We start from the raw sequence: 25,278 nt of genomic DNA, 5'->3' as shown, positions 1-25,278 counted from the left end.
CCTCTGTCCTGCCGGACATCTCCCCCACGAGGGGGGAGATTAGCAGCCTCGCTGTCGCGCCTCCTTTCGGTTTGGGAGATTGGCGAAAGCCTAGATGACAGCTGATCTCCCCCCTCGTGGGGGAGATGCCCGGGAGGGCAGAGGGGGGCGCTGTCCCGCCAATCCTAGAAAATTGGTTCCCCTTCCGAGGGGTAACTCGCAAAATCGTTCCTCTACTAAATTTATAGAACTACCTAGCCTTATCCCTATATCCAAACGGCGAGGACATTTCCCGGCGCCGATCCGCAGCGAAGGAGAGGGACCCATGTTCAATCTGACGAGACGCGTTGTCGGCCTCGGCCTTGTCGCCGCGACAGTTGCCCTGTCGTTCGGCGCCGCGGCCCAGGAGTTGAAGCAACTCAACATCGGCTACCAGAAAACCGGCCTGCCGGTGATCGCCCGGCAGCAGCAGGTGATCGAGAAGGCGCTGAGCGACAAGGGCGTCGCCGTGAAGTGGGTCGAGTTCACCGCTGGGCCGCCGCTGGTCGAGGCGCTCAATGTCGGCGCCATCGACGCCGGCTGGACCGGCGACGCGCCGCCGATCTTCGGCCAGTCCGCCGGCGCCAACATCGTCTATGCGGCGGCATTGCCGTCCAATGGCGACGGTGAGGCGGTCTTCGTCAAGCCGGCCTCACCGGTCCAGTCGGTCGCCGACCTCAAGGGCAAGCGCGTCGGTGTCGGCAAGGGCACTTCCGCGCACAACCTGCTTGTGGCCGCGCTGGAAAAGGCCGGCGTTTCATACGATCAGATCACGCCCGTCTATCTCAGCCCCGCCGATGCGGCCGCCGCCTTCGCCAGCGACCAGATCGATGCCTGGGCGGTCTGGGATCCGTTCTTCGCCATTGCCGAAACGCGCTACCAGCCGCGCGTGCTGGCCCGCTCCAGCGAGGTGCTCAAGGTCAACACCTATTTCCTCGCCAACAAGGATTTCGCCAAGGCGCATCCCGAGATCGTCACCACCACCATATCAGCGCTCGGCGAGGCGGCGAAATGGGCGGACCAGAACCGCGACAAGGTGGCCGAGGCGCTGCACGAGGTCACAGGCGTGCCGCTCGACGCCCAGACCATCGCCGCCAACCGCACCAAATTCGGCATCTTTCCGATCACCGACGAGATCGTCGCCAGTCAACAGGCGACCGCCGACCGCTTCTACAAGCTCGGCCTGATCCCGAAAGCCGTCCGCATCTCCGACGCCGTGTGGACCGCGCCAGGCAACTGATCTTTTGTCTCGCGGCGCCGGGCGGAGACGTCCGGCGCCTTTGCCGTTTGTGCCTGCATCTCCAGGAAGTCCGCCATGACCACGCCAGCCAGCACCGCACCGCTCGATTTCTTCTGGTTCATCCCGACGCATGGCGACGGTTCCTATCTCGGTTCCGAGGAGCAGCAGCGGCCGCCGGAGTTCGGCTATTTCAAGGAAATCGCCCAGGCGGTCGACCGGCTCGGCTTTCCCGGCGTGTTGCTGCCGACCGGACAGAATTGCGAGGATTCCTGGATCACCGCCACAGGCCTCGCCACCCTCACCGAAAAACTCAAATTCCTGGTGGCGCTGCGGCCCGGCGTGACATTGCCGACCTTCGCCGCGCGGCAGACCGCGGCGCTCGACCGGTTGAGCAATGGCCGCCTGCTGCTCAATGTCGTGGTCGGCGGCAATCCGACCGAACTCGCCGGCGACGGCGTCTTCCTGCCGCATGACGAGCGCTATGCGCAGGCGCATGAATTCCTGACCATCTGGCGCGGCCTGGTATCGGGCGAGCGCGTCAATTTCGACGGCAAATACTACCGCGTCGAGAATGGCCGCCTCGACCTTCTGCCAAGCCAGGAGCGGCCGCCGCTCTATTTCGGCGGATCGTCCGATGCCGGCCAGGATCTCGCCGCCGATCTCGTCGACATGTACCTGACCTGGGGCGAGCCGCCGGCGCAGGTGGCCGAAAAGCTCGCTTCAGCGCGTAAAAAGGCGGCGCTGCGCGGCAGGAAACTGCGTTTCGGCATCCGGCTGCATTTCATCGTGCGCGAGACCGAGGACGAAGCCTGGCGCGCCGCCGACCGGCTGATCAGCCATGTCACCGATGCCCAGATCGAGAACGCGCAAGCGCGCTTCCTCACCGAGATGGACTCGGTCGGCCAGCGCCGCATGGCGGAACTGCATGGCGGCCGCCGCGACAGGCTGGTCGTGGCGCCCAATCTGTGGGCCGGCGTCGGCCTGGTGCGCGGCGGCGCCGGCACCGCGCTGGTCGGCACGCCGGAGCAGATCACGCAGCGCATCCGCGAATACCAGGCGATCGGCATCGATACCATCATCGGCTCGGGCTATCCGCATCTCGAGGAAGCCTACCGCGTCGCTGAGCTTCTGTTCCCGAAGCTCGGGCTCGGCACCAGCCGGCAGCGAGTGCATGAGAATATCGCCAATGAATTCTCGGTCGGCTTCCATGGCGCCGCCCGCCTGCAGGCCTCCTCATGAGCTTTTCCGCGCGCCTCCACGCAAACGCCATCGGCTGGGTGCTGCCGGTGCTGGTGATCGCCGGCTGGGAGATTGCCAGCCGCGCGGGCGTCATGCCGGCCAATGTGCTGCCGGCGCCAAGCGCCGTTGCCGAGGCCTTCTGGCGGCTGACGCTTTCGGGCGAACTGATCCGCAACATCGGTGTTTCGACGGCGCGCGCGCTTGCCGGCTTTGCCATAGGCGGCTCGATCGGCTTCGCGCTCGGCCTCGCCAACGGCCTGTCGCGGCTCAGCCGCGGCCTGACCGACACCACGCTGCAGATGATCCGCAACATCCCGCACCTGGCGCTGATCCCGCTCGTCATCCTGTGGTTCGGCATCGACGAGGAAGCCAAACTGTTCCTGGTGGCGCTCGGCGTGTTCTTTCCGATCTACGTCAACACGCTGCTCGGCATACAGAGCGTCGATCCGCAGCTGGTCGAGATGGGCCGTGTCTACGGCATGGACCGGCGCGCGCTGTTCTTCAGCGTCATCCTGCCCGGCGCGCTGCCGGCGATCTTCGTCGGCCTGCGCTATGCGCTCGGCATCATGTGGCTGACGCTGATCGTCGCCGAGACGATCTCGGCCAGTTCGGGCCTCGGCTACATGGCCATGCAGGCGCGCGAATTCCTGCTGATCGATGTCGTCGTGCTGTCGATCCTGATCTACGCGCTGCTCGGCAAGCTCGCCGACAGCCTCGCCCGCCTGCTCGAGCGGCTGTCGCTCGGCTGGCATCCCGCCTTCCAGCACGGATGAGGTTTCGATGCCAGCCGCCAGCCTGACCTCCGTCCGTTCCTTCGTCGCCGCACCAGTGCCGGCACGCCCGGCGATTTCTGTCGAAGGTCGCCGCGCTTTCGCCTTCAAGGGCGTCGAAAAACGCTTCGGCGACAAGATCGTGCTCGACGGCATCGACCTCGACGTGCCGGCCGGGCAGTTCGTTGCCGTCATCGGCAAGAGCGGTTGCGGCAAGAGCACTTTGCTCAGGCTGCTCGCCGGGCTCGACCGGCCGACATCGGGGTCGTTGACGCTGGGCGCCGAGGAAGAAGACCACAGCCGCACCCGCTTCATGTTCCAGGAGCCGCGCCTGCTGCCCTGGGCCAGTGTCGTCAGGAATGTCGAGGTCGGGCTGACCGGCATCGCCGCCGGGCAGGACGCAAGGCAACGCGCGCTCGACATTCTGGGCGAGGTCGGCCTCGCCGACCGCGCCGATGAATGGCCCTCGGTGCTGTCAGGCGGCCAGAAGCAGCGCGTGGCGCTCGCCCGCGCGCTGGTCGGCCACCCGCAGATCCTGGCGCTCGACGAGCCGCTCGGCGCGCTCGACGCGCTGACCCGCATCGAGATGCAGCAATTGCTGGAGCGCATCTGGCTCGCCCAGAAATTCACCGCCGTGCTGGTCACCCACGATGTCGCCGAAGCGGTCGCGCTCGCCGACCGTGTTGTGGTGATCAGCGAAGGCCGGATCGCGCTCGACCTGGAAGTGCCGGTCGCCCGGCCGCGCCGGCGCGGTTCCGCCGAACTCGCCCGGCTTGAAGGCACGATATTGGACCGGCTGTTCGGTTAGGCTGTCTTGCGGCAGCGGAATTGACGAGCGGCTTCCCCCACTCCGTCGCTGCTTCGCAGCGCCACCTCTCCCCCCTCCGGAGGGAGAGGAAAGGAGCCAAGCCCGGAGAACGCGCGCCCTTCCTCTCCCCCGTCGATCGGGGGAGAGGTGTCGAGCGAAGCTCGACGGAGTGGGGGCGACCTTTCACCCCTACCGGTTCGCCCACACCAGCCCGGCCAGGCCGACCAGCATGGCGACGAGGCCGATATAGAGCCATTGCGACTGGCCGGTCATGAAGCTGCCGCCGACGACGCCGATGCCTTGCAGCGACCACAGCGCACCGATGGCCAGTACAATCAAGGCCAGCAGATTTTTGGTCAGTCTCATTGTCGGACCTCGCTTTTCAAGTCGATCGTTTGCGGCGTCGTGAGCGTGATGAAAGAGCCAAAGGAAGGGGTTCAATCACGCCGGATTCTACTTGGATATTAATCCGATATCTTGTCAAAGCGATCTCCAATATCGGCCCGAAGATCATCGAGAATTGATCAAATATCGTCGGATAATCCATGACAGACTGTTACCCGATGACTCCAAACGTGTGATCTCGCCACGGAACGGACAGATGCTTGCCGCATTTCCTGCCTTATTCGGCACCTAACGGCTGGGGTCTGTCAAAAACGGAGCCATCCCCAAGAGATGAAGAACCTAAACCAGACCGCGCTTGTCGCGGTAACGATCGCTGCTGGCCTGATGGTCGGCGCTTCCGCCACTTCGGCAACCGCCGCCGGCCAGTGTGGCCGTGCTTCCTGGTACGCGCTGCACTCGCGCACCGCATCGGGCGAGCGCATGAACCCGTCGGCGATGACCGCCGCCCACCGGACGCTGCCGTTTGGCACCAAATTGCGGGTCACCAACCAGAACAACGGCCGCAGCGTCATCGTGCGCATCAACGATCGCGGCCCGTTCATCAGGGGACGGGTGCTCGACCTGTCGAAGGGCGCCGCCGGCCAACTCGGCTTCATCGGTTCGGGCCAGACCGCCGTCTGCATGGCGCGCATTTGATGTGATTGTCCCTGGAGCATGATCTCTTCCGAGCCGCAGGTCAGCGAAGCAAAAAGCGGGTTCCACTTTTCGGGATCATGGTCAGGTGTCCGGCTAACGGACACATTTCCTACACATTTCGGCGCCGCACATTGAGCCGGCTCGGCCATTCCCGGCCAATTTGCAAGCCGTTGCACGAAAGAACGATTGGTCACGCCACGTGACGTATTGCATCGCAGCAATTAGTTGTTAACCTCGCCACGAGACATTTGAGGCTCGGCGCTGCTCGTCGTCCCTTCGGTCGCAGCAGCAGCGGGGTTGTCGATGTTCTACCAGCTCTATGAAATGAACCACGCGGCGTTGCAGCCGGCCCGGCTCTATGCCGACGCGGTGCGCATGTTCTACGTCAACCCGCTCAATCCGTTTTCGCACACGCCCTGGGGCCGTTCGATCGCGGCGGGCGCCGAACTGTTCGAGCGCACCACGCGCCGCTACGGCAAGCCCACCTTCGGCCTCGACAAGACCGCTGTCGACTGGAAGAGCGTCGCGGTCACCGAAAAGACCGTCTGGTCGAAGCCGTTCTGCAATCTCGTCCACTTCGAACGCGCTCTTCCCGCCGGCCGCAAGCCGGATCCGAAGCTGCTGATCGTGGCGCCGATGTCGGGCCACTATGCGACGCTGCTGCGCGGCACGGTGGAAGCCATGCTGCCCTATGCCGATGTCCACATCACCGATTGGGTCGATGCCCGCATGGTGCCGCTGGCCGACGGCAGCTTCGATCTCGACGACTATATCGACTACGTCATCGACATGTTCCATGCGCTCGGCCCCGACACCCATGTGATGGCGGTGTGCCAGCCTTCCGTGCCGGTTCTGGCGGCGGTGGCGCTGATGGAGGCGAAGGGTGATCCCTTCGTGCCGTCGACCATGACCCTGATGGGCGGGCCGATCGACACCCGCCGCAACCCGACCGCGGTCAATCTCCTGGCCGAGGAGAAGGGCATCGACTGGTTCCGCGACAATGTCGTCATGCGCGCGCCCTGGCCGGTGCCGGGCTTCGGCCGCGAGGTCTATCCGGGCTTCCTGCAGCTGTCCGGCTTCATGAGCATGAACCTCGACCGCCACATCATCGCCCACAAGGACTTCTTCATGCACCTTGTGAAGCATGACGGCGACAATGCCGAAAAACACCGCGACTTCTATGACGAGTATCTGGCTGTCATGGACCTGACGGCGGAATTCTATCTGCAGACCGTCGACACCGTCTTCGTGCGCCATGCCCTGCCCAAGGGCGAGATGACCCATCGCGGCACCCGCATCGATACCTCGGCCATCCGCAACGTCGCTTTGTTCACGGTCGAAGGTGAGAACGACGACATATCGGGCCTCGGCCAGACCAAGGCGGCGCAGGATCTGTGCGTCAACATTCCGGCTGACAAGAAGGCGCATTACATGCAGCCGGCGGTCGGCCATTACGGCGTCTTCAACGGCTCGCGCTTCCGCTCGGAGATCGTGCCGCGCATCGTCGACTTCATCACCAGCTATGGCCGCCAGAACCGCGTCGCGGTGAAGCCGAGGCTGGTTCGCACCGCCAGGCGATAGGAATTCCGGACAAAATCGGCCGTCGGCCCGATTCTGTTGCACAATAGACGCTGTCCCTCCCCGCGGGTAACCATGCTGCCAATCAGCCCGTCGTCGTAATTGACACGGACTGCCGATCGCCCTTAACGTTTCGTTAACAACAGGGTGAGCGGGGACAATGAATTCCTCAACAATGGCGAGAAGGCTGCGTTTATGCGTGGCTGCGGCCGGTCTGGCAGCCACGGCAAGCTGGCCGGCAATGGCGGCCGGAGCGATGGCGACCGGGGGCATCACCTCGCAGCCGATCGGCCACTATGATTTCTGCAAGCTGCACCCCGGCGAATGCTCGATCCGTCCGAGCAATCTGGCGCCGGCCAGGATGACCAATGGGCTGATGAGCAAGCTCGCCAGCGTCACCGCCAGGGTCAACGCCGCCGTCAAGCCGATGAGCGACATGGACATTTACGGCAAGGACGAGGTCTGGGCCTATCCCGACAAGGGCGTCGGCGATTGCGAGGACTATGTGCTGGAAAAGCGCCGCCGGCTGTCCCACATGGGCATCTCGCTGTCCGATCTGCTCATCACCGTGGTGCGCAAGCCCGACGGCGAAGGCCATTCGGTGCTGACCGTGCGCACCGACAAGGGCGACTATGTGCTCGACAATCTGACCGACAAGGTCAAGGCCTGGGACCAGACCGGCTACCGCTTCCTCAAGCGGCAGGCGATCGACAACACCGGCCGCTGGGTCTCCATCCGCGGCGGCCAGCAGGTTCTGGTCGGGTCAGTGGAATAGGGGCGCGTTCGCGGTTGGCCGCTTGAGGCGGCCACACCCATCGCTTCGTCATCAACTCTGAGAAATGGCGGCGTCCCTTAGTCTTGCATTTAGGGTAACGATGATCTTTCGCATGACGGCAGCGATTGCCACCATCGGCTTTTTTCCGTTGGTGACGAGGCGTTTGTAGAAGGGTGCGAATTCGCCCTTTCCAGCTGCGGCGCGCAGGGCCGGCATGAACAGTGCGGTTCTAACATCAGGGCGTCCGCCACGGATTTTGCGGTAGCCTTGCTTTTGTCCGCTGTCGTTTGGGTGTGGTGCAAGGCCAGCAAGGGCTGCAGCTTTGCGGCGTGTCATGGAGCCGAGTTCGGGCAGGATAGCCAAGAGCTTGGCCGCCACGATCGGGCCGAGACTGTCCATGGCCGTGCAGATGGCGGCTCGATGCTTAAGGGCGCTGCTGTTGGCGATCAGTTCGCGGATCTCGGCATCGATGATTTGGAGTTGGCGCTCGACGACTTTGATCACGGCCTCGAAAGAGGTCGCGAGCTTGCGGCCGCCAGGTGCCTTGGCACGGTTCTTCTCTGCGACCTTGATGGTGATGAGTTCCTGGCGGCGGCGAACCAGCGCGCGCAGGCTGGTCTCATCGGCATCGGGCGCCTGCCAAAGGGACAGTTTTGCCCAGCGTTCACGACCGTAGGCTCTCAACATCGCGGCATCGATGGCATCGCTCTTGCCGTGCGTACCGAAGGAGCGGATGTAGCTCTTGACCTTGAGCGTGTCGGCGCGATGGCAGGCAATGCCGGCGCGCAGGCACTCTTCGAGCAGTAGGCTTTCATGGCCGCCTGTCGGCTCGCACACGACAAGGTCGATGTGTTTGTAGCTCTTCAGGAAAGCACGGACAGCTCTGCGCTGATTGAGGATGGTGCCGGTGGTAGTCCCGTCGGCGGCGGTGACGGTGTCCTTGGCGATGTCGAAGCCGAGGCACATTTGCGGTTGTTGGTGCAAGAAGGCCATGCTGGTGGTATCCTTGTCGGGCTTCGGATTGTTTGCGGGCGTGGCGCGAGCCAGCGGCCAATCAACTCTCCAAGCGATGGCGGACAAAGACGGCAGGGACCATGATGACGTCGGGTGTTACCCGGTCCTAAGGGCGGTCGCCTGCCGCCGGGACTGCTGGCTGTGATGGGCCGCAGTCCCGGCCGCCAAACTACCCGATCCTTCTCAAACAATCCTAGGGTGCAGCAGTCGCGAAGCGACGTCGCGGAGCAGCTCCAGGGGTCTGCGCGTCCGCTTCGCTCCCGCTCCGCCCGTGGATGACGAAGGCCGGGGGCTCCACCGCGCATCCCTCCCAAAAAATCTCCACCTCTCCGTGAACCATTTCCGTCCACCCGGCGACACACAGCCGTGAACGACGAAACCCAACCATGGAGACTTCAAATGACTGCTTTTCTGCGCAATACCCTTCTCGCCTTCGCCGCCGTGTCGGCGCTGAGCGGATCCGCGATGGCCGACCAGACGGTCAGCTGCTCCTACACCAACCTCAATGACCTTTGGGCCGGCCGTTGTTGCGGCACTGCCGGCGCTTCGGACTGCCTGGGCGGTGGCCACGACCGCGACCATCATGACAATGGCCGCCCGGGCACCAAAGGCGGCAACCCCAACGGCAGCACGGCCGGCAAGTATTGATCTCGCCACAGTTGCCCGCTGGCGCTTCGCCGGCGGGCACTGTGTTGCCATCAGGCAGACATCCGGCCGTCGCGAAATCCGGGCAAACCCGTTACTTCAGCCGGCCCAGCGCGGCGCGGATCGATGCGGTGATGCGGCGCAATTCCGCCTCGTCCAGCTTCTCGATGTTCTCGGCCAAGAGATTGGCGAGCTCGGTGGCGGCGGGATTGAGACCCGACGTGTCGAGCCTGACACGCGGATGTGAGGCTTCGGCCAGCCGCGCCAGCTCCTCGGCATCGTCCCAGATAATGTTGAAATAGCCGATGATCTTCTGGATCAGCGTCCAGGTCGGCGCACCGCGCCGGCCATGTTCGAGCGCCGAGAGATAGGCGGCACTGACGCCGATCGCCGCCGCCATGTCCTTCTGGCTGACGCCGCGCTCGGCGCGCAGCGCCCGCAGCCTCTCGCCGAACGGCGTCATGCGGCCCGCCTCACAGCGTCACCCCTCATGAGCGTGTCCGCCGCAGCCTGATATAGAGCGCGCCTGAGCCGCCATGGTTGCGGGCGGCATGGTCGTGGCTGGAGACCAGCGGCCGGAACGCCGGCGTCGACAGCCAGGCCGGCACCGCGCGCCGCAGCACACCGTCGCCGCCGGAGGACGACCCCTTGCCGGTGATGACCAGCACATAACGGATGCCGCCGGCATGCGCCCGGTGCAGGAACGAGAACAGCAGCGAATAGGCCTCGTCCTGCCTCATCCCATGCAGGTCGACGCGGCCTTCGATCGGCAGCCGGCCCTTCGACAGTTTGTCCAGCGTCGGCTCGTCGAGCCGGTGCGTGACATGCTGCGCCTTCGGCTTTGCCGCGCCCGCGGCATTCACGGCAGGCTGCGCCGCCTGCGGTGTCGGCGGCTTGGCCTCGACGGCCATGTCGGGAATCTCGACTGAAATCTTGCCCTTGAGCGGCTTGGCCGTGCGCGCCACCAGGTTCCACAGCACCCGGTCGTCTTCGCTCAGCCTGTCCGGACGCTTGCTCATCAGGCGCCCCCGACCAACGCGCGCGGTACCAGCGCGTAGAAATCGGCGGCGTTGCGCACCACGCCGGCGATTTCGCCGGCGGCATCGCCCGAGCCGGCGAAGAGATCGCCGCGCGCCGGCCCGGTGATGGCCGAGCCGGTGTCCTGCGCGATCATCAGTCGCCGGAACGGTCTTTTGTCAAAGGCGGTCAGCGTCGGCGCGTCGATGTAGAACGGCGTGCCGAAAGTGTGCAGCAGCCGGTCGACGGCGACCGAGCGACCCGGCGTCAGCGGCACTTTGGCGGCGGCGATCGGGCCGAGGCTCGCGTCCTCGACGTCAGCCTCGCGGAAGAAGATGTAGGAGCGGTTCTGCCACAGGATCTCGTCGATGCGCTGGGGATGCGCCTTGAACCAGGCGCGGATCGACTGCATCGTCACTTGCGCCAGCGGGATCTCGCCCAATTCGCTCAGCACCTTGCCCGGCCCGGTAAAGCGCTGGCCCGACTTGGCCGCATAGGTGACGCGGCAAAGTCGGCCGTCGGTCATGGCCAGCCGCGCCGCCCCTTGCACATGGATGAAGAAGGCGTCGACCTTGTCGGCCAGCCAGGCGATCTCCAGCCCCTGGCCGGCCAGTGCCCCGCGTTCGATCGTGCCACGGTCGAAATATTCGGCCAGTCCATCCGCTGTCCGGCGCGCGAAGGCGAGGTAGGGGTCCATTCCCTCAGGCCGGTTGGCGTCGTCGACATCGGCAAGATCGGCCGGCCGCGACAAGAGCGGCACGACAAAACGCTCCGTGCGCACCGGCGAAGCCTCGACCTGCGGTTCGTAGAAGCCGGTGACGAGGCCGGGGCCGGTTTCGGGCGGGACCAGCATCGGGACAAAATGGCGCTCGAAGAAGGCGCGGGCCTCCGCCCGGTTTTCAGGCGGTGCCGTGCGCGCCTGCGCATAGACCTCGGCGAAGGCGCCGAAATCGATGCCGAGCGCACCGCTGCGATAGGGTTTTGTCAGCACATGGAAGGCGGAGCGGCGAAAAGCCTCGAAGGCCGCCAGAGGATCGTCCTCGCCCCAGCCGGGCAGGTCGCCAAAGGACCTTTCAACAAGGAGTGGCGACAGCGACACCGGAGCCCGCCTGTTCCGGACTCAGTCTTCTTCTTCGGTGGCGACGAGCTTCCAGTTTGGATCGCGCGAGCGCGTGTCGCGGGCGAAGGTCCAGACATCCTTGACCTCGGCCACTGTTTCCGGATCGCCGTCGATCACCGTGCCGGCCTTGTCGCGTGTCGCCGAAATCAGCTCGCTGATGATGCGCAGCGTCACATGCGCCTCGCCGCCCTTCATCTCCGCCGAAACGATGTCGGCCTTGTCGATGCCGACGAAGGAGGACTGGATTTTTTCGGCCTTGGCCTCGCGTTCGCCGATCGCGGCGACGAAACCGTCGAACACCTCGCGCGACAGAAGATTCTTCAGCGTTTTGCGGTCGCCGTCGGCATAGGCCATGACAATCATCTCATAAGCCATCTTGGCGCCGTCGATGAAACCCTTCGGATCGAAGGACGGGTCATTGTCCTTAATCGCGCGCAGGCCCTTGTTGAGATCTGTGTCGGGCTTGGCGAAAGCGTCGATCGCCGTATAGGCGTCGGCCGGCGCCGCCTCGCCCGGCAGCCGCTTGCGCGGCAGCGAAACGACATTTTCCGGCTTCTGCGTGGCGTCCTTGTCGGTGCGCGCCGCCGTGTAGGGGTCGAAGGGCGGCCGCTCGCTACCGGTCCGACGGCCCAGCACGTTGCGCAGCTGGAAGAAGATCACCACCGCCGCGATCAGGAAGAAAATCGTGCCGAAGTCGAAGAAGCCCATATCTTCCGCCAATCAATCCCTGCCTCTAGGCCGGACCATCCGGCCAACAGGCCGCGGTCGCATAGCGTTCAACATTCAAAGCATATAGAACGCAAGGTGCAATCATTCAAATCAAAGGCAGGCATACCTATCTAACAGCCCCAGTGCCAGCGGCGATTGGCCGCCGACGGGCAAAACAATCGAATGGTCGGTAAAGACTTGCGCATTTCGCTGCTTCCCTTCTTCCTCCTCGCGCTTCCGCTGTTGGAAATCGCCGGTTTCGTCATCGTCGGCCGCGAGGTCGGCGCGCTGGCGACGGTCGGCCTCGTGCTGGCCTCGAGCATTGCCGGCGTGCTTTTGCTCCGGCACCAGGGTTTTGGTGTGATGGCGCGGGTGCGCGCCGAGATGGATGCCGGCCATGACCCCAGCCGCCATCTTGCCCATGGCGCCATGATCGTGGTCGCCGCGATCCTGCTGATCATCCCCGGCTTCATCACCGACATTATCGGCCTGCTCTTGTTCCTGCCGCCGGTGCGCGACCTTGCCTGGCGCCGGTTCAAGGGCCGCATCGTCGTGGCCACCGATTTCTCGGCCGGCGGTTTCCGCCGGTCGCGCGACAAGGTCATCGACCTCGACGACGGCGACTATTCGCGCGAGGACGATTTGAAGCGCGGGCCGGATCATAATTCGCCGTGGCGGCGGCTGAAGGACGATTGAGAACGGCCATCCGATGCTTCGTCATCCTGGGGCGGAGCAAGGAGCGAAGCGACGCGCGCAGACCCCAGGATCCATGCCGCGACCTCTGAACGCCGCTGCGGTGGAGGATATTCACCCGGCTGCGCCGTTGTGAGCACTGAGCCGCCGCATTCTTCGGACAAGGTCGCGGCATGGATCCCAGGGTCTCTGCGACGCCGCTGCGCGGCTGCTTCGCCCTGGGATGACGACATGAGGAGTCCCAAGGCGGCAAACCTTGTCTTGTCATGCCGGCCATGGTAGCGAACGCCCGATTTCAATTCGGTCAGCAACGCTGCCCAGGGGAAAAGGATATAAGGCTCATGGCCAGCAACGATGACGCGCCGACCGGCGCAGCCAACGGAAACGGCAACACGGGAGCGCAGCCGTCGCTCAACGTGCTCGCCCAGTATGTGAAGGACCTGTCCTTCGAAAGCCCCGGCGCGCCGAACTCGCTGCGCGGCCGCGACAAGGCCCCCGGCATCGCCATCAACGTCAATGTCAACGCCAACCCGCTGTCCGACAAGCAGTTCGACGTTAACCTGACGCTGAACGCCAAGGCCTCCTTCGACCAGGAAGTGCTGTTCAATGTCGAGCTGGTCTATGGCGGTGTCTTCGCCATTTCAGGCTTCCCGCAGGAGCACATGCTGCCGATCCTGTTCATCGAATGCCCGCGCCTGCTGTTCCCCTTCGCCCGCCAGATCATCGCCGAGGCCACCCGCAATGGCGGCTTCCCGCCGCTGATGCTCGACCCGATCGATTTCGCGCAGATGTTCCAGCAGAAGATCGCCGAAGACCAGGCCGCGTCGAAGGTCCAGGTGAGCTGAGCTATATCTAGAGAATGCCTCGAAAACCCGGCCTCGAGCCGGGTTTTTTGTTGGGCGCTTCTACCTGGTCCTGGGCGACGTTGGAGGGACAGCACCCCCTCTGGCCTGCCGGCCATCTCCCCCGCAAGGGGGGAGATCGGATGTCGCCCCGGCCTTCGCCAATCTCCAACGTCTCTGAGTTGGCGGAACGCATGAACTGCCAATCTCCCCCCTTGCGGGGGAGATGTCCGGCAGGACAGAGGGGGGTGTGACGGAACTCGGCGGCGGCGAGTTTCTTTTCTACCGCCTACTTGCACCACGCTTCTCTCTGCGGAGCACCGCACAACTCCTGCGGATTCCAGAACACTCCCCGACGTCACCCAGCCCTATCATCGCTGCCTCAGGCAAAGGCGTCCCGGCGGTCGCAGCCGCCCCCGCGTTGGCGATTCGTCGGGACGCCCAACAAAAGAGGGAACGACGATGAAATTCATGCTGACCGACCGCAAATTGCACCCGCAGGCCAAGCCCGTCGCCGACGATTTCAAAACCGGCGCTATCAGCCGCCGCGAATATCTGGCGCTGATGGCCGGCCTTGGCGTCAGCGCCGCCGGCGCTCTGGCGCTTGGCGGTCTCGCCGCGACGCCTGCCCGTGCCGCCGAGCCGAAAAAGGGCGGCACCTTGCGCGTCGCCATGAACGTCAAGGGTTTCAAGGACCCGCGCACCTTCGACGGCGTCGAAATGTCCAACGTCGCCCGCCACTGCAACGAGTACCTGGTGCGCTGGAACACCGATTTCTCGTTCGAGCCCTGGCTGCTCGAAAAATGGGAGATGAGCGACGACGCCAAAACGCTGACCCTGCATGTGCGCAAGGGCATCACCTGGTCGAACGGCGACAGCTTCAACGCCGATGATGTCGTCCACAACCTCACCCGCTGGTGCGAGGCCGGCGTCGCCGGCAATTCGGTCGCCGCGCGCATGGGCGCGCTGGTCAATGCCGACACCAAGAAGGTCGTCGATGGCGGCATCGAGAAGCTCGACGATTACACCATCAAGCTCAACCTGCCGAAGCCCGACATTTCGCTGATCGCCGGCATGGCCGACTATCCCGCTTTGATCATGCACCGCTCCTATGACGGCGACGGCGACCCCATGAAGGCGCTCGCCATCACCACCGGCCCCTGCCAACTGGTGAAATGGGACGCCGAGACGGGTGCCGAGGTCAAGCGCAAGGATAAGCCCTGGTGGAAGGGCGAATTCTATCTGGATGGCATCCAGTGGATCGACTACGGCTCCGACCCCAACGCCATGCTGTCGGCCTTCGAATCCGGCGAGATCGACACCGACCACGAAACCGCCTCCGACGCCGTCTCGCAGACCGACAAGATGGGGCTGAAAAATTCCGAGATCGCCACCGGCTCCACCATCGTCGCCCGCTTCAACATCGGCAACGCGCCCTATGACGATGTCAAGCTGCGCCGCGCCGCCCAGCTCGCCGTCGACAATTCAGCCGTGCTGGCGCTCGGCCTTGGCGGTCGCGGCAAACCCGCGGACAATCACCATGTCGGCCCCATGCACCCCGAATACGCCGATATCGGCCCGGCCAAGCGCGATGTGGACGAGGCGAAAAAACTGCTCGCCGCCTCCGGCAAGGCCGACCATGAATATGAGCTGATCTCGGTCGATGTTGAATGGCAGAAGACCACCGGCGACGCGATTGCCGCGCAGATGCGCGAGGCCGGCCTCAAGATCAAGCGCACCGTGCTGCCCGCCGCCACCTTCTGGAACGACTGGAGCAAATACCCCTTCTCCTGCACCGAATGGCTGGGACGTCCGCTCGGCGTCCAGGTGCTGGCGCTGGCCTATAAATCCGGCGCCGCCTGGAACGAAAGCGCCTACGCCAGCAAGGAATTCGACGAGCTGCTCGACAAGGCGCTGGCGACGCCGGACGCCAAGGCCCGCAAGGAGATCATGGCTGAGATCGAGCAGAATTTGCGCGACTCAGGCATCATCATCCAACCGTACTGGCGCTCGGTGTACCGGACCTATCGCAAGGGGGTGGAGGGCTGTGAACAGCACCAGGCGCTGGAGCAGCATTTCGAGAAGGTTTGGATTGAGGGGTGAGCCCTTCCATTCCTGGGTTCCTCGCCCCCACGAAAGTGGGGGAGAGGTGGCCCGGCGAAGCCGGGACGGAGCGGGGGACGCCCTTCACGAAGCCAAAGCCTTATCAGGAATAGGGGCTAGCTGGCAGGACAGGAAGCCGATCAGAAACGCTGGTGAGCAACCTCCCAAACGCCGCGCTAGCCCCTCTCCGTCCCGGCTTCGCCGGGCCACCTCTCCCCACTCCCGTGGGGCGAGGAACCAGGTCGCGCCGCCTACTGCCCCTCCTGCACCCTCAGCGCCGCCCCTCATTGCCCTGCCGGGCATTTCTCCCGTAAACGGGGCGAAAGAAGCCGCTGCAACGCCGGCGCCCTTCCTGCAACGTCTGTGATTGGCGAAATCGGCGACAACAGCGTCCTTCGCCCCGTTTACGGGGAGAAGATGGCGGCAGCCAGATGAGGGGCGGCGCCGGCGCTAGCCTTCCTGTCGCGGATTTCGACGGAGGCTGACGTGGGCACCAGTTACCGCGCGGGCCGCAAAAGCGTCCATATCCACCCGACAAAAGTCAGCACCAGGAACGGATAGCCGGCCGCCGGCAGCGGCGCTGAGGTCGGCAGCAGGGGCGTGCCCCACAGGATCATGCAAGCCGAGACGACAAACAGCACGGCGGAGAGGAGCGCGGTGAGCCGCATCCACAGCGCAAACGTCTTCGGCGCGCTGACCAGGACCAGCCCCGCCGCCCACAGCGAGATGCCGCCGACATAGGAGGGCACGCTGGCCTCCAGCCCCGCCGCATTGCCGGCCAGCAGCAGGCTCTCGCCGGCCAGGAAGGTGAGGAACCCGGCGGCCACGCAGTCATGGCCCAGCCGTTGGTATTTCATGGTGAGCAGCGCGGTCGCCACCACCAGCGCCGCGCCGTCGATCGTCCACAGCGTTTCGCGCAGCGGCGCGCTGGCGACGAAGGTGCCGGCGAGGCCGAAGGCGCCGCCGATGGCGAGGCCGATTGCGGCGGCGGTGTCCGACGTGGTGCGCATGTGATGTCTCCCCCAAGCTGCCTGAGGATACCGCAGGGCGGTGTCCGATCCAATGCCGGCCGATGGCAAGGCGCTGTTGTCGGTTTGACGTCCCCGCGCGGCTCCGCTGTCAGCCCGAAATTGATAAAGGGCGCGAAGGAGAAAAAGGCGCAGGCTGGGAAAGAGCGGTCCGCGGCGCCCGCGGCCGACAAGGTTCCTTGCCTGAGAACCGATATTGGTGCATCGCAGCAGGCCCCTTTACGCTTGCCTTGAAGCCATCCTATTTTGGACGGTCGCAGCCGCGGGTGGGCATGGAATGTCGGTACTGCCTTTCCTGAGAATTTACGCACCGCTCAACGCGGTGCTGGCTGCGCCTGGGTTGCTGGCGGTGGCTGCGCTCACGATACCAGGCCTGTCCGGGCGAAGCACACTGGCTCTGGCTGCCCTGCTCGCCGTCATCTGGGGCGCCTATCTCCTGCAACTGGCCGCGACGCTGCTCAGGCGCCGGGCGGGAGACCTTCGCGACAGGACGCCCAAAATCGCCATCGATGTGATCGCGGTTCTGGTCCCGCTCGCCGCATTTCTGCTCGTCGGCACGCCCGACCGGAGCCTCTACTGTGCTGTCTGGCTGCTGAAACCGCTGCGCGACTCGACTTTCTTCCCGGTGCTGGGCAGGGTTCTGGCCAACGAAGCGCGCAATCTGATCGGCGTCACCACGCTTTTCGGCGTCGTTCTGTTCGCTGTCGCGCTCGCGGCCTATGTCGTCGAGCGCGACATCCAGCCGGAAAAGTTCGGCAGCATCCCCCAGGCCATGTGGTGGGCGGTGGTCACGCTTTCCACCACCGGCTATGGCGACACTATCCCGCAAAGCTTCGCCGGCCGCGTCCTTGCCGGGGCGGTCATGATGAGTGGCATCGGCATCTTCGGGCTCTGGGCCGGCATTCTTGCCACGGGCTTCTATCAGGAGATCCGCCGCGAGGATTTCGTCCGCAATTGGCAATTGGTCGCCGCCGTGCCGTTGTTTCAGAAGCTCGGCCCGGCCGTGCTGGTCGAGATCGTGCGCGCGCTGAGACCGCGCTCGCTGCCGGCGGGCGCCGTGATCTTCCGCAATGGCGAGGTGGGTGACCGGATGTTCTTCGTCGTCGAGGGGCGCGTCAGCGTCGCGACGCCGAGCCCGGTGGAGCTTGGCCCCGGCGCCTTCTTCGGCGAGATGGCGCTGATCACCGGCGAACGGCGTTCGGCGACCGTCAGCGCCGCGACCGAGGTCTCCCTCCTGTCGCTGCACGCGGCGGATTTCCAGATGCTGTGCAGCAGCAGCCCGGAGATCGCGGAAATCATCCGCAAAACCGCGCTCGAGCGTCGCGGCGCGGCACCGACGGCTTGATGCCGGGCATGCCTGCGGCAGCGTCGCGCTGGCGACGAAGGTGCCGGCAAGGCCGACGGCGCCACCGATGGCGAGGCCGAGAGAGGCGACGGTGTCGGAGGTGGTGTCCATTTGATGTCTCCTCGGGCCATGAATACCTCAAGGTGAAGCGTTCTCAAACCGATGCGCGAGGTCGCGCCTTTGCCAGCCTTCCTGATGATGCATCCGATGTTCCTCAAGCCTGCGGGCAGATACCGCGGATAGTGTGGGATCGGGCGGGCTTCTTCCACTTAAAGACCTACGAGATAGCGTTCTTGCGAATCGTGACCAAATCACTATGTTTCGATCTGGGGGGTCGTAAATGTTCCAGTTCTTTTCCAGATACTTCGGCACCTACAAGGTAAAGTGCCCTGATGGGACAACCAAGATTGTTCATAGAGATATAGATCAGGCATTCCCCCTTTCCATAAAGGGCTGGGAAGGAAGTGTCACAGCGAAGTTAAAGGCCCAAGGAAACGTCGATGGTGATATTTCGGGGGCTTACAAGACAAAAATTGAAAGCCTTTTGATCGCATTCGACGAGTACAACAGCAACATCATGTTGGACTTTCGGGCGGCTTACGTAGTATTCCAAGCCGACCCTTGCTCAAATGGGGAGTATTTGCCTAGATCTGTTGAGAGAATTTCAAGCGCTCGTGCTAAGCAGATCGATCTGACAACGAAGATTAATGCGTTAATCGAAATTGCAAAGAGCGGCGATTCTAGCAAGAATCACAAGCAATTCATGGACATATTTGGCGACGTGGTCGGCCGGTTAATTCCTCAGGCGACCGCACCACTGGCCGTTGAGGAAATTCGGGAGGCGACTGACACCGCCAAAGATTTTATCGAAAGCTGAAAGAATGAACGCAATCGTCATATGTATGGCTAGTGCAAAGGGTGGCTCGGGAAAAACCACGCTCACTGCCACTTTTGCATCCTTCTTGGCTCAGATCGGCAAGAAGGTGTTGGTCATCGATTGCGACGAAGCTACGCACGGCATGACCCTACTTTACTTAGAGCAGGTCAACTCTGGCGCAGGACGGAATGAAGATGGGCGATCCGCATACCTCGGACTTTTCGATAGCTCTCACTATCCCCCCAGGAGCCAAGATCCACTTGTCGAGCTGGAGCGTGCTCTGGATGCGGATCAGAAAGAGAACCCATCCAAATTTGCCTTTATAGCTATCGAAAACGGAGTTCAGTTTATTCCTGCCACGTACTATTTTGACAGCAAGCCTCAGATGGAGCCCAACGCATTCCTTGGTCGCCTTAAGTGGATATTGGGTATTGTGCGAGGAAAGTTCGATTATATATTTCTTGACGCTCAAGCCGGTACGGATACCGTTTCAAAAATTGCAGTCCGTCGCGATATATCTGACGAAGTAGTTATAATTAGTGAATATGATCCACTGTCCGCCGCCGGAATTGAGAGGCTAAAGGCCGTTATGGGTGAGGACCTTAATTTCACTCGGACGTGGATCCTCTTGAACAAAATGCTGCCGGAGTTTGTCAAAAGCTTTAGTGAATTCCTTTCTATTGCTAGGTATCTGCCGCCAATACCTTGGACTGCGGACGTTGTTCGGGCCTACGCGCGGCGACGCTTAGCTCTAGATTTTGAATCGGGGAATCAATTCACTCTTGGGATTCTGCAAACTTTGAAGGCTCTACTTCCTCATGCTGACGGGCTTTTGCTTGACAAGTGGGCCGCCACAAAGGCGGCAGCGCTACGACAACCTTTGGACGATCAGTACAAGGACGCTAAAAACAAGCTGCAATACATCTATGTAGGTCTGGAAAATCTCGACAAGAGAGGGCGGTTGACAGAATTTGTCTCTAAGGCATTTCCCCTCTCGATAGCCGGGATTGGCGCCTTGTTTGCGGTTCTGTCATCTGGATGGTTTTCGCCAGAGATATATAATGTGATCGTATCAAAATATTATTGGCTTGGCCTCGGCATAGTGGCGGCGACTGCCGCCGTAGCCCTTCCAATATTCGCGGAAGCCTTTGGCGCCAACGTCCGTGCAAAAAAGAAACTCGAGCGAGATACTCTCCTTCGGCAGAAGCGAATGGTCGAGGAGGAAATGCAGAAGCTCGATTCTTTAAGGACGTCAGAGTTAGCTGATATTGTAAATAACTCTTTAAGTAGATCTCTGACTTGAGACCTGCGAAGTAAGGCGGGTTGTCCGGCCGCCTCTCTACCGGTGGATGGCTTCGGTTGATGGTGTTCGAAATAGCTGCCGCTGGTCGTCGTCGCTTCGTGACTTAGGCAAGCGCCGTCTTCTCAATCCCCCATCTTAAGCGCCTGGATAAACGCCTCCTGCGGAATATCCACCTTGCCGAACTGGCGCATCCGCTTCTTGCCTTCTTTCTGCTTGTCCAGCAGCTTGCGTTTGCGCGAGACGTCGCCGCCGTAGCATTTGGCGGTCACGTCCTTGCGCAGCGCCGAGATGGTTTCGCGGGCAATGACCTTGCCGCCGATCGCGGCCTGGATCGGGATCTTGAACAGATGGTGCGGGATCAGCTCCTTCAGCTTCTCGCACATCTGCCGGCCACGCTTTTCCGCCGCCGTGCGGTGCACCAGCATCGACAGCGCATCGACCGGCTCTTCGTTGACCAGGATCGACATCTTCACCAGGTCGCCCTCGCGATAGTCGGTCAGGTGATAGTCGAACGAGGCATAGCCCTTGGAGATCGACTTCAGCCGGTCATAGAAGTCGAACACCACTTCGTTGAGCGGCAGGTCGTAGGTCAGCATGGCGCGCTTGCCGACATAGGACAGGTCGGCCTGGATGCCGCGCCGGTCCTGGCAAAGCTTTAGAATGCCGCCGAGATAGTCGTCGGGGGTCAATATGGTGGCGCGGATCCACGGCTCCTCGATCGCCGAGATCTTCACCACGTCGGGCATGTCGGCCGGGTTGTGCAGCTCCTTCACCGAGCCGTCATTGAGCAGCAGCCGGTAGACGACGCTCGGTGCGGTGGCGATCAGGTCGAGGTTGAACTCACGCTCCAGCCGCTCCTGGATGATTTCCAGATGCAGCAGGCCGAGGAAGCCGCAGCGATAGCCGAAGCCCAGCGCGGCACTGGTTTCCATCTCATAAGAGAAAGAAGCGTCGTTGAGGCGCAATTTGCCCACGGCGGCGCGCAGATCCTCGAAATCGGCGGCGTCGACCGGGAACAGGCCGCAGAACACCACCGGCTGCGCCGGTTTGAAGCCGGGCAAGGCGTGCGCGGTGGCGCGCTTGTCCTCGGTGATGGTGTCGCCGACACGTGTGTCGGCCACTTCCTTGATCGAGCCGGTGAAGAAGCCGAATTCGCCGGGGCCAAGCTCGTCGACATTGATGCGGGCGGGCGTGAACACGCCGGTGCGCTCGACCAAGTATTTGGCGCCGGTGCCCATCATGCGGATGGTCTGGCCCTTCTTCAGCACGCCGTCGATGATGCGCACCAGCACGATGACGCCGAGATAGGCGTCGTACCAGCTGTCGACCAGCATGGCCTTCAACGGTGCGGTCGCATCGCCCTCGCGCGGCGGCGGCAATTGATGGACAATGGCCTCCAAGACATCCGGAATGCCGAGGCCGGTCTTGGCCGAGATCAGCACGGCGTTGGAGGCGTCGATGCCGATCACCTCCTCGACCTGCTCGCGGATGCGCTCCGGCTCGGCGGCCGGCAGGTCGACCTTGTTCAGCACCACGACGATCTCGTGGTTGTTGTCGATCGCCTGGTAGACATTGGCCAGCGTCTGCGCCTCGACGCCCTGGCTGGCGTCGACCACCAGCAGCGAGCCCTCGCAGGCGGCCAGCGAACGCGACACTTCATAGGCGAAGTCGACATGTCCGGGCGTGTCGATGAGGTTGAGGATATAGTCCTCGCCATTGTTGGCGCGGTATTTCAGCCGCACCGTCTGCGCCTTGATGGTGATGCCGCGCTCGCGCTCGATATCCATCGAGTCCAGCACCTGCTCCTTCATGTCGCGCAGCTCCAGCCCGCCGGTCGACTGGATCAGCCGGTCGGCAAGCGTGGATTTGCCATGGTCGATATGGGCGACGATGGAGAAATTGCGGATGTGGTCGAGGGGCGTGCTCATCCGCGCGCTTTAGCAGGGGCGGAAAGCTGCGGCAAGCTGCGGCCTTTGGCGACCGTTTCGGCCGGATCGCGGGAATATCGATAAATTTTAACCAAACGCGTTAGAGCATAATTTGCGACCTGTGTGTTAGTCCTGCAGGATATTCTATTGAAAGGACACGAAATGCGGGGGGTTGTAGTCAGGTTCCTGGGGTCGCGCCGCGGCTCGATGATGCCGTTGTTCTTTCTCACCCTGCTGCCGATCATATCCGCCGTCGGCTTCTCGATCGACTATACCAGCGCGATCCAGACCCGCTCCAACCAGCAACAGGCTCTGGATGCCGCGCTCCTGTCGATCACCACCATGGACACCACCTCGACGCTGGCGCAGCGCCAGACGGCGCTGCAGGATTCCTTCATCGCCAATGGTGGCCAGGGCACTGCGACGCTGAACAATTTTGTGGCTGGTACCACCACCACCGCCGCCACCGGTCAGGCCACGGCAACTTTCTCCATGCCGACCACATTCATGCAGATCGCCAGGATCGACTCCGTGCCGGTTGCCGTCGCGGCGGCGGTCAGCAAGCCGCCGGCGCTGGTCAATGCGAGCTTCAAGATCTCCAAGGTGTCGGGCTGGTGGAACAAGACGATGACGCTCTACGGCACCCAATTCGGAGCGACGGCGGCCAAGCCGCTGATGTCCATCGACTATACCTATAACAACTTCGGGGATCCGAAGGGCTACGGCACCACGAACGTGTATACGATCACCAACAATGGTGGCGCCGACATCAAGACGCTCGTCCAGTCGCAGGTTTGCACGACCACTAAGGTGAACAATTTCAACAATCTCCCCGCCGGTGCGATCACGCAGACCAGCGGCAGCACCAAATATCTGACAACCTGCGTCGACACCATGTATCCGGCCAACAGCGCCGGCGCGGCGATCGATGTCAGCCAGATGGGTGGCCTCTCCCTGCAGATGTACGTGCCATCAGGCAACCCGCAATACCTCAAATCGGACGATGCGAGCACCTCCAACCGACTCTATAGCGGGGTGGACGCGAACAATCTGATCGAGACCGCGACCGGGACGAAGGTCGACATCTTCGCCATCGTGCCTTGTGGCGTCACCTCCTATCAAGCCTGGGAAGACGGTGGCACAACGGTGCCGACTCCGTCCTCGAATGCCGACTTTTTCTACAACGTCACCGGCAAGTGCGACTTCAACAAGCGGCCCTCGGACACAGCGCTGACGCAGTAAGGCTGGAACTGCCGATCGCCCCCTCGTCGCAGGGCAATCGCCTGCGGCGATTTTGCGTCGCGCGGTCGAGCGGCCCGCTTGCGGCGCAAGGGCTGCCCCGGCGGTCACAAAGCGGTGAACACCAGCCCGGCAGCCACAGATGCTTAAACTTTGATCGATCCCCTTAGACCTTGATTTGCCGGCTGCGTGGTATCTGCGCGCTCGCTAATGTCTGTTGGGGGTAGAGAAATGTTGAAAGTTGCTGGCGGGTTCGCCCGTTCGCGCAGCGGCTCGATGCTGCCGCTGTTTCTTCTGAGCCTGGTGCCGCTGATCACCGTCGTCGGCTTCTCGGTCGACTACACCGATGCCGTCCAGACCCGGTCCGACATGCAGTCGGCGCTGGATGCCGCGACGCTGGCCATCACCACGCTGCCGCCAACCACGACGACGGCCGCCCGCCAGCAGGCGCTGCAGGACAATTTCGCCGCCAACAATGGCCAGGGCACGGCGACGCTGGTGAGCTTCAATGTCGCCGCCGACGGCACCGTCACCGCGCAGACCTCGGCCAGCTTCGCCATGCCGACCGATTTCATGACCATTGCCCGGATCAACACCGTGCCGGTCGCCGTAACCTCCGCCGTCAACAAGGCGCCGGGCCTGGTGCAGGCGACGTTCAAGATCGACAAGGTGTCGGGTTACTGGAACAAGACGATGACGCTTTACGGCACGAACTTCACCGCGACGACGGCGCAAAAACTCATGACGGCCAGCTACGTCTACTCGCCCTACACCTATTCATACAAAGTGGGGGGCAGGTCCTATTCCATGACGGAACCGAAGGGTTACGGCACGACGACGATATCGCTTGTCAGCGGCTCGACGTCGACGGTGGTCCAGACGCAGACGTGCACCACCACCGGCTCAACGTCCGCTTTCACCAACGCGCCGTCGGGCGCGATACTGAGCGCCGGGCAGTACGACAGCAACAGCGGCAAGACGATCTATTTCCAGACCACATGCGCCACCACCAACGTTCCGGCCACCGGTTCCGGCGCCGTCGTCGACGTCAGCCAGATGGGCCAGCTCTATCTGCAGATGGATGTGCCCTCGGGCAACCCGACCGTGCTGAAGTCGAACGACCCGGCCACCTCGGACCGGCTGTACATCGGCACGAGCGCAACGGTCATGCCCGAGGTCGCGGTTGGCCAGATCGTCGACATCTTCTCCGCTGTGCCTTGCGGCGCGACGGGCTACCAGGCCTGGGAAGACGGCGGCAACCCGGTGCCGGCCGACGTCAGCAACGCCGACTTCTTCTACAACGTCACCGGCAAGTGCGACTTCAACCAGCGCCCCTCGCTGACCGCGCTGACGCAGTAGAAGGGCGCTGCTCTTTACCTTCTCCCCTTGCGGGAGAAGGTGGATCGGCGCGCAGCGCCGAGACGGATGAGGGGTGCTGGACGGAGCGCTGGGCCCGGCTAATCTGGCGCCATGCCGCATCAACCCGTCACCCCCGCCAAGCGCAAATTTGCCCGTTCGCTCCGGCGCGAGATGACGGAAGCGGAAGGCAAGCTTTGGCAGGAGCTGCGCGACCGCAGGCTCGACCGGATAAAATTCAGGCGCCAGGCCCCTATCGGAAAATACATAGCCGATTTCGTTTGCCCCGAGGCTCGGCTGATCATCGAGATCGATGGCAGCCAGCATGCGGAGTCGGATCCTGACCAGATCCGCAAGACCGAACTGGAGGCGAAGGGCTTTCGTGTTCTGCGTTTCTGGAATGACGATGTCTTGAGAGACATGAACGCTGTCTGCGACACCATCATCGCCTATGTACGCGATACCAGTCTGCAGCCGTGGCGATGATGGCGCCTCTTCCTTCTCCCCTTGCGGGAGAAGGTGGCCTCGCGAAGCGAGGTCGGATGAGGGGTGCTCCAGCTTGGCGGTACGCCAACAGCGAACCGAACCAGA

At 63.0% G+C, this 25,278-nt stretch carries 25 protein-coding genes; 17 read left to right on the top strand and 8 right to left on the bottom strand.

The window, feature by feature from the left end:
* Window positions 1–304 precede the first annotated feature (304 nt).
* From JN279_RS04485 to JN279_RS04470, 4 genes are all read left to right on the top strand, one after another.
* Entirely contained in the window at window positions 305–1,258 is a 954-nt protein-coding gene (locus JN279_RS04485; protein WP_202352110.1) for a sulfonate ABC transporter substrate-binding protein, read from the top strand.
* A gap of 75 nt (window positions 1,259–1,333) precedes the next feature.
* A complete protein-coding gene (ssuD, locus tag JN279_RS04480) occupies window positions 1,334–2,497 on the top strand; it encodes an FMNH2-dependent alkanesulfonate monooxygenase (RefSeq protein ID WP_202352109.1) in 1,164 nt (387 codons plus the stop codon).
* Window positions 2,494–3,270 (top strand): ABC transporter permease subunit, encoded by a 777-nt coding sequence (locus tag JN279_RS04475; RefSeq protein ID WP_202352108.1) that lies wholly within the window; start codon window positions 2,494–2,496, stop codon window positions 3,268–3,270. The genes ssuD and JN279_RS04475 overlap by 4 nt, the downstream gene beginning before the upstream one ends.
* Window positions 3,271–3,277: 7 nt before the next feature.
* Complete coding sequence (locus JN279_RS04470; RefSeq protein WP_202352107.1) at window positions 3,278–4,075, top strand: ATP-binding cassette domain-containing protein; 798 nt, start codon at window positions 3,278–3,280, stop codon at window positions 4,073–4,075.
* Window positions 4,076–4,264: 189 nt separating this feature from the next.
* Here JN279_RS04470 and JN279_RS04465 read toward each other — a convergent pair whose 3' ends face one another.
* Entirely contained in the window at window positions 4,265–4,441 is a 177-nt protein-coding gene (locus JN279_RS04465) for a hypothetical protein (RefSeq protein WP_172221835.1), read from the bottom strand.
* Between the two features lie 309 nt (window positions 4,442–4,750).
* Between JN279_RS04465 and JN279_RS04460 the strand changes: the two genes are divergently transcribed.
* From JN279_RS04460 to JN279_RS04450, 3 genes are all read left to right on the top strand, one after another.
* Window positions 4,751–5,116, top strand: coding sequence for a septal ring lytic transglycosylase RlpA family protein (locus JN279_RS04460; protein ID WP_096451996.1), 366 nt, complete (start codon window positions 4,751–4,753; stop codon window positions 5,114–5,116).
* 303 nt (window positions 5,117–5,419) lie between these two features.
* The gene (locus JN279_RS04455; RefSeq protein ID WP_202352106.1) at window positions 5,420–6,697 is read left to right on the top strand and encodes a polyhydroxyalkanoate depolymerase; all 1,278 of its coding nucleotides are present in this window, start codon (window positions 5,420–5,422) and stop codon (window positions 6,695–6,697) included.
* Between the two features lie 157 nt (window positions 6,698–6,854).
* Window positions 6,855–7,469: a transglutaminase-like cysteine peptidase gene (locus JN279_RS04450; protein WP_096452000.1), complete on the top strand. Its 615-nt coding sequence runs from the start codon at window positions 6,855–6,857 to the stop codon at window positions 7,467–7,469.
* A gap of 51 nt (window positions 7,470–7,520) precedes the next feature.
* Here JN279_RS04450 and JN279_RS04445 read toward each other — a convergent pair whose 3' ends face one another.
* A complete protein-coding gene (locus JN279_RS04445; protein WP_096447894.1) occupies window positions 7,521–8,462 on the bottom strand; it encodes an IS110 family transposase in 942 nt (313 codons plus the stop codon).
* Between the two features lie 420 nt (window positions 8,463–8,882).
* Between JN279_RS04445 and JN279_RS04440 the strand changes: the two genes are divergently transcribed.
* Window positions 8,883–9,131, top strand: a complete 249-nt coding sequence (locus JN279_RS04440; RefSeq protein ID WP_096452002.1) for a hypothetical protein — start codon at window positions 8,883–8,885, stop codon at window positions 9,129–9,131.
* A 91-nt stretch (window positions 9,132–9,222) separates the two neighbouring features.
* Here the strand turns inward: JN279_RS04440 and JN279_RS04435 are convergent, their stop codons facing one another.
* From JN279_RS04435 to JN279_RS04420, 4 genes are read right to left on the bottom strand one after another with little or no spacing between them, the layout of a single operon-like run.
* Window positions 9,223–9,591, bottom strand: coding sequence for a helix-turn-helix domain-containing protein (locus JN279_RS04435; RefSeq protein ID WP_096452004.1), 369 nt, complete (start codon window positions 9,589–9,591; stop codon window positions 9,223–9,225).
* Window positions 9,592–9,616: 25 nt separating this feature from the next.
* Entirely contained in the window at window positions 9,617–10,147 is a 531-nt protein-coding gene (locus tag JN279_RS04430) for a Smr/MutS family protein (protein WP_202352105.1), read from the bottom strand.
* Window positions 10,147–11,244, bottom strand: a complete 1,098-nt coding sequence (gene mltA / locus JN279_RS04425) for a murein transglycosylase A (RefSeq protein ID WP_202352104.1) — start codon at window positions 11,242–11,244, stop codon at window positions 10,147–10,149. Before mltA ends, JN279_RS04430 begins: the two co-directional genes overlap by 1 nt.
* A gap of 21 nt (window positions 11,245–11,265) precedes the next feature.
* On the bottom strand, window positions 11,266–11,973 hold the full coding sequence (locus JN279_RS04420; protein WP_202352103.1) for a Tim44/TimA family putative adaptor protein: 708 nt from the start codon (window positions 11,971–11,973) through the stop codon (window positions 11,266–11,268).
* Between the two features lie 198 nt (window positions 11,974–12,171).
* Between JN279_RS04420 and JN279_RS04415 the strand changes: the two genes are divergently transcribed.
* From JN279_RS04415 to JN279_RS04405, 3 genes are all read left to right on the top strand, one after another.
* Window positions 12,172–12,669, top strand: coding sequence for an FxsA family protein (locus JN279_RS04415; protein ID WP_202353641.1), 498 nt, complete (start codon window positions 12,172–12,174; stop codon window positions 12,667–12,669).
* Window positions 12,670–13,007: 338 nt separating this feature from the next.
* On the top strand, window positions 13,008–13,511 hold the full coding sequence (secB, locus tag JN279_RS04410) for a protein-export chaperone SecB (RefSeq protein ID WP_096452012.1): 504 nt from the start codon (window positions 13,008–13,010) through the stop codon (window positions 13,509–13,511).
* A 459-nt stretch (window positions 13,512–13,970) separates the two neighbouring features.
* Window positions 13,971–15,611 carry an ABC transporter substrate-binding protein gene (locus tag JN279_RS04405; RefSeq protein WP_202352102.1) on the top strand — a complete coding sequence of 547 codons (1,641 nt, stop codon included), beginning with the start codon at window positions 13,971–13,973 and terminating at the stop codon, window positions 15,609–15,611.
* Window positions 15,612–16,108: 497 nt separating this feature from the next.
* Here the strand turns inward: JN279_RS04405 and JN279_RS04400 are convergent, their stop codons facing one another.
* Window positions 16,109–16,621, bottom strand: a complete 513-nt coding sequence (locus JN279_RS04400; RefSeq protein WP_202352101.1) for a hypothetical protein — start codon at window positions 16,619–16,621, stop codon at window positions 16,109–16,111.
* Window positions 16,622–16,916: 295 nt separating this feature from the next.
* Here JN279_RS04400 and JN279_RS04395 point away from each other — a divergent pair, with 295 nt between their 5' ends.
* From JN279_RS04395 to JN279_RS04385, 3 genes are all read left to right on the top strand, one after another.
* Window positions 16,917–17,984 (top strand): cyclic nucleotide-gated potassium channel, encoded by a 1,068-nt coding sequence (locus JN279_RS04395; protein ID WP_202352100.1) that lies wholly within the window; start codon window positions 16,917–16,919, stop codon window positions 17,982–17,984.
* 340 nt (window positions 17,985–18,324) lie between these two features.
* Window positions 18,325–18,861, top strand: coding sequence for a hypothetical protein (locus JN279_RS04390; RefSeq protein WP_202352099.1), 537 nt, complete (start codon window positions 18,325–18,327; stop codon window positions 18,859–18,861).
* Between the two features lie 4 nt (window positions 18,862–18,865).
* Complete coding sequence (locus tag JN279_RS04385) at window positions 18,866–20,164, top strand: ParA family protein (protein ID WP_202352098.1); 1,299 nt, start codon at window positions 18,866–18,868, stop codon at window positions 20,162–20,164.
* 122 nt (window positions 20,165–20,286) lie between these two features.
* Here the strand turns inward: JN279_RS04385 and lepA are convergent, their stop codons facing one another.
* Entirely contained in the window at window positions 20,287–22,092 is a 1,806-nt protein-coding gene (gene lepA, locus JN279_RS04380; protein ID WP_095202822.1) for a translation elongation factor 4, read from the bottom strand.
* Window positions 22,093–22,254: 162 nt separating this feature from the next.
* Between lepA and JN279_RS04375 the strand changes: the two genes are divergently transcribed.
* The 3 genes from JN279_RS04375 to JN279_RS04365 all read left to right on the top strand — a co-directional run bounded on the left by JN279_RS04375 (window position 22,255) and on the right by JN279_RS04365 (window position 25,173).
* Window positions 22,255–23,334, top strand: coding sequence for a TadE/TadG family type IV pilus assembly protein (locus tag JN279_RS04375; RefSeq protein WP_244734407.1), 1,080 nt, complete (start codon window positions 22,255–22,257; stop codon window positions 23,332–23,334).
* Window positions 23,335–23,562: 228 nt separating this feature from the next.
* Complete coding sequence (locus tag JN279_RS04370; protein ID WP_202352097.1) at window positions 23,563–24,690, top strand: TadE/TadG family type IV pilus assembly protein; 1,128 nt, start codon at window positions 23,563–23,565, stop codon at window positions 24,688–24,690.
* Window positions 24,691–24,801: 111 nt separating this feature from the next.
* On the top strand, window positions 24,802–25,173 hold the full coding sequence (locus JN279_RS04365) for an endonuclease domain-containing protein (RefSeq protein ID WP_202352096.1): 372 nt from the start codon (window positions 24,802–24,804) through the stop codon (window positions 25,171–25,173).
* Window positions 25,174–25,278: the final 105 nt, after the last annotated feature.

The sequence above is a fragment of the Mesorhizobium sp. 113-1-2 genome, from assembly GCF_016756475.1.
Classification (GTDB): Bacteria; Pseudomonadota; Alphaproteobacteria; order Rhizobiales; family Rhizobiaceae; genus Mesorhizobium; species Mesorhizobium loti_C.
Note: the sequence above shows the minus strand (reverse complement) of the source record. Positions and strands in the feature narration are given on the sequence as shown.

What these genes read in the sequence shown, in the direction of transcription:
- JN279_RS04485 (WP_202352110.1), top strand. Translation starts at nt 305, where the DNA reads ATGTTCAATCTGACGAGACGCGTTGTCGGCCTCGGCCTTGTCGCCGCG.
- ssuD (WP_202352109.1), top strand. Translation starts at nt 1,334, where the DNA reads ATGACCACGCCAGCCAGCACCGCACCGCTCGATTTCTTCTGGTTCATC.
- JN279_RS04475 (WP_202352108.1), top strand. Translation starts at nt 2,494, where the DNA reads ATGAGCTTTTCCGCGCGCCTCCACGCAAACGCCATCGGCTGGGTGCTG.
- JN279_RS04470 (WP_202352107.1), top strand. Translation starts at nt 3,278, where the DNA reads ATGCCAGCCGCCAGCCTGACCTCCGTCCGTTCCTTCGTCGCCGCACCA.
- JN279_RS04465 (WP_172221835.1), bottom strand. Translation starts at nt 4,441, where the DNA reads ATGAGACTGACCAAAAATCTGCTGGCCTTGATTGTACTGGCCATCGGT.
- JN279_RS04460 (WP_096451996.1), top strand. Translation starts at nt 4,751, where the DNA reads ATGAAGAACCTAAACCAGACCGCGCTTGTCGCGGTAACGATCGCTGCT.
- JN279_RS04455 (WP_202352106.1), top strand. Translation starts at nt 5,420, where the DNA reads ATGTTCTACCAGCTCTATGAAATGAACCACGCGGCGTTGCAGCCGGCC.
- JN279_RS04450 (WP_096452000.1), top strand. Translation starts at nt 6,855, where the DNA reads ATGAATTCCTCAACAATGGCGAGAAGGCTGCGTTTATGCGTGGCTGCG.
- JN279_RS04445 (WP_096447894.1), bottom strand. Translation starts at nt 8,462, where the DNA reads ATGGCCTTCTTGCACCAACAACCGCAAATGTGCCTCGGCTTCGACATC.
- JN279_RS04440 (WP_096452002.1), top strand. Translation starts at nt 8,883, where the DNA reads ATGACTGCTTTTCTGCGCAATACCCTTCTCGCCTTCGCCGCCGTGTCG.
- JN279_RS04435 (WP_096452004.1), bottom strand. Translation starts at nt 9,591, where the DNA reads ATGACGCCGTTCGGCGAGAGGCTGCGGGCGCTGCGCGCCGAGCGCGGC.
- JN279_RS04430 (WP_202352105.1), bottom strand. Translation starts at nt 10,147, where the DNA reads ATGAGCAAGCGTCCGGACAGGCTGAGCGAAGACGACCGGGTGCTGTGG.
- JN279_RS04420 (WP_202352103.1), bottom strand. Translation starts at nt 11,973, where the DNA reads ATGGGCTTCTTCGACTTCGGCACGATTTTCTTCCTGATCGCGGCGGTG.
- secB (WP_096452012.1), top strand. Translation starts at nt 13,008, where the DNA reads ATGGCCAGCAACGATGACGCGCCGACCGGCGCAGCCAACGGAAACGGC.
- JN279_RS04405 (WP_202352102.1), top strand. Translation starts at nt 13,971, where the DNA reads ATGAAATTCATGCTGACCGACCGCAAATTGCACCCGCAGGCCAAGCCC.
- JN279_RS04400 (WP_202352101.1), bottom strand. Translation starts at nt 16,621, where the DNA reads ATGCGCACCACGTCGGACACCGCCGCCGCAATCGGCCTCGCCATCGGC.
- JN279_RS04395 (WP_202352100.1), top strand. Translation starts at nt 16,917, where the DNA reads ATGTCGGTACTGCCTTTCCTGAGAATTTACGCACCGCTCAACGCGGTG.
- JN279_RS04390 (WP_202352099.1), top strand. Translation starts at nt 18,325, where the DNA reads ATGTTCCAGTTCTTTTCCAGATACTTCGGCACCTACAAGGTAAAGTGC.
- JN279_RS04385 (WP_202352098.1), top strand. Translation starts at nt 18,866, where the DNA reads ATGAACGCAATCGTCATATGTATGGCTAGTGCAAAGGGTGGCTCGGGA.
- lepA (WP_095202822.1), bottom strand. Translation starts at nt 22,092, where the DNA reads ATGAGCACGCCCCTCGACCACATCCGCAATTTCTCCATCGTCGCCCAT.
- JN279_RS04375 (WP_244734407.1), top strand. Translation starts at nt 22,255, where the DNA reads ATGCGGGGGGTTGTAGTCAGGTTCCTGGGGTCGCGCCGCGGCTCGATG.
- JN279_RS04370 (WP_202352097.1), top strand. Translation starts at nt 23,563, where the DNA reads ATGTTGAAAGTTGCTGGCGGGTTCGCCCGTTCGCGCAGCGGCTCGATG.
- JN279_RS04365 (WP_202352096.1), top strand. Translation starts at nt 24,802, where the DNA reads ATGCCGCATCAACCCGTCACCCCCGCCAAGCGCAAATTTGCCCGTTCG.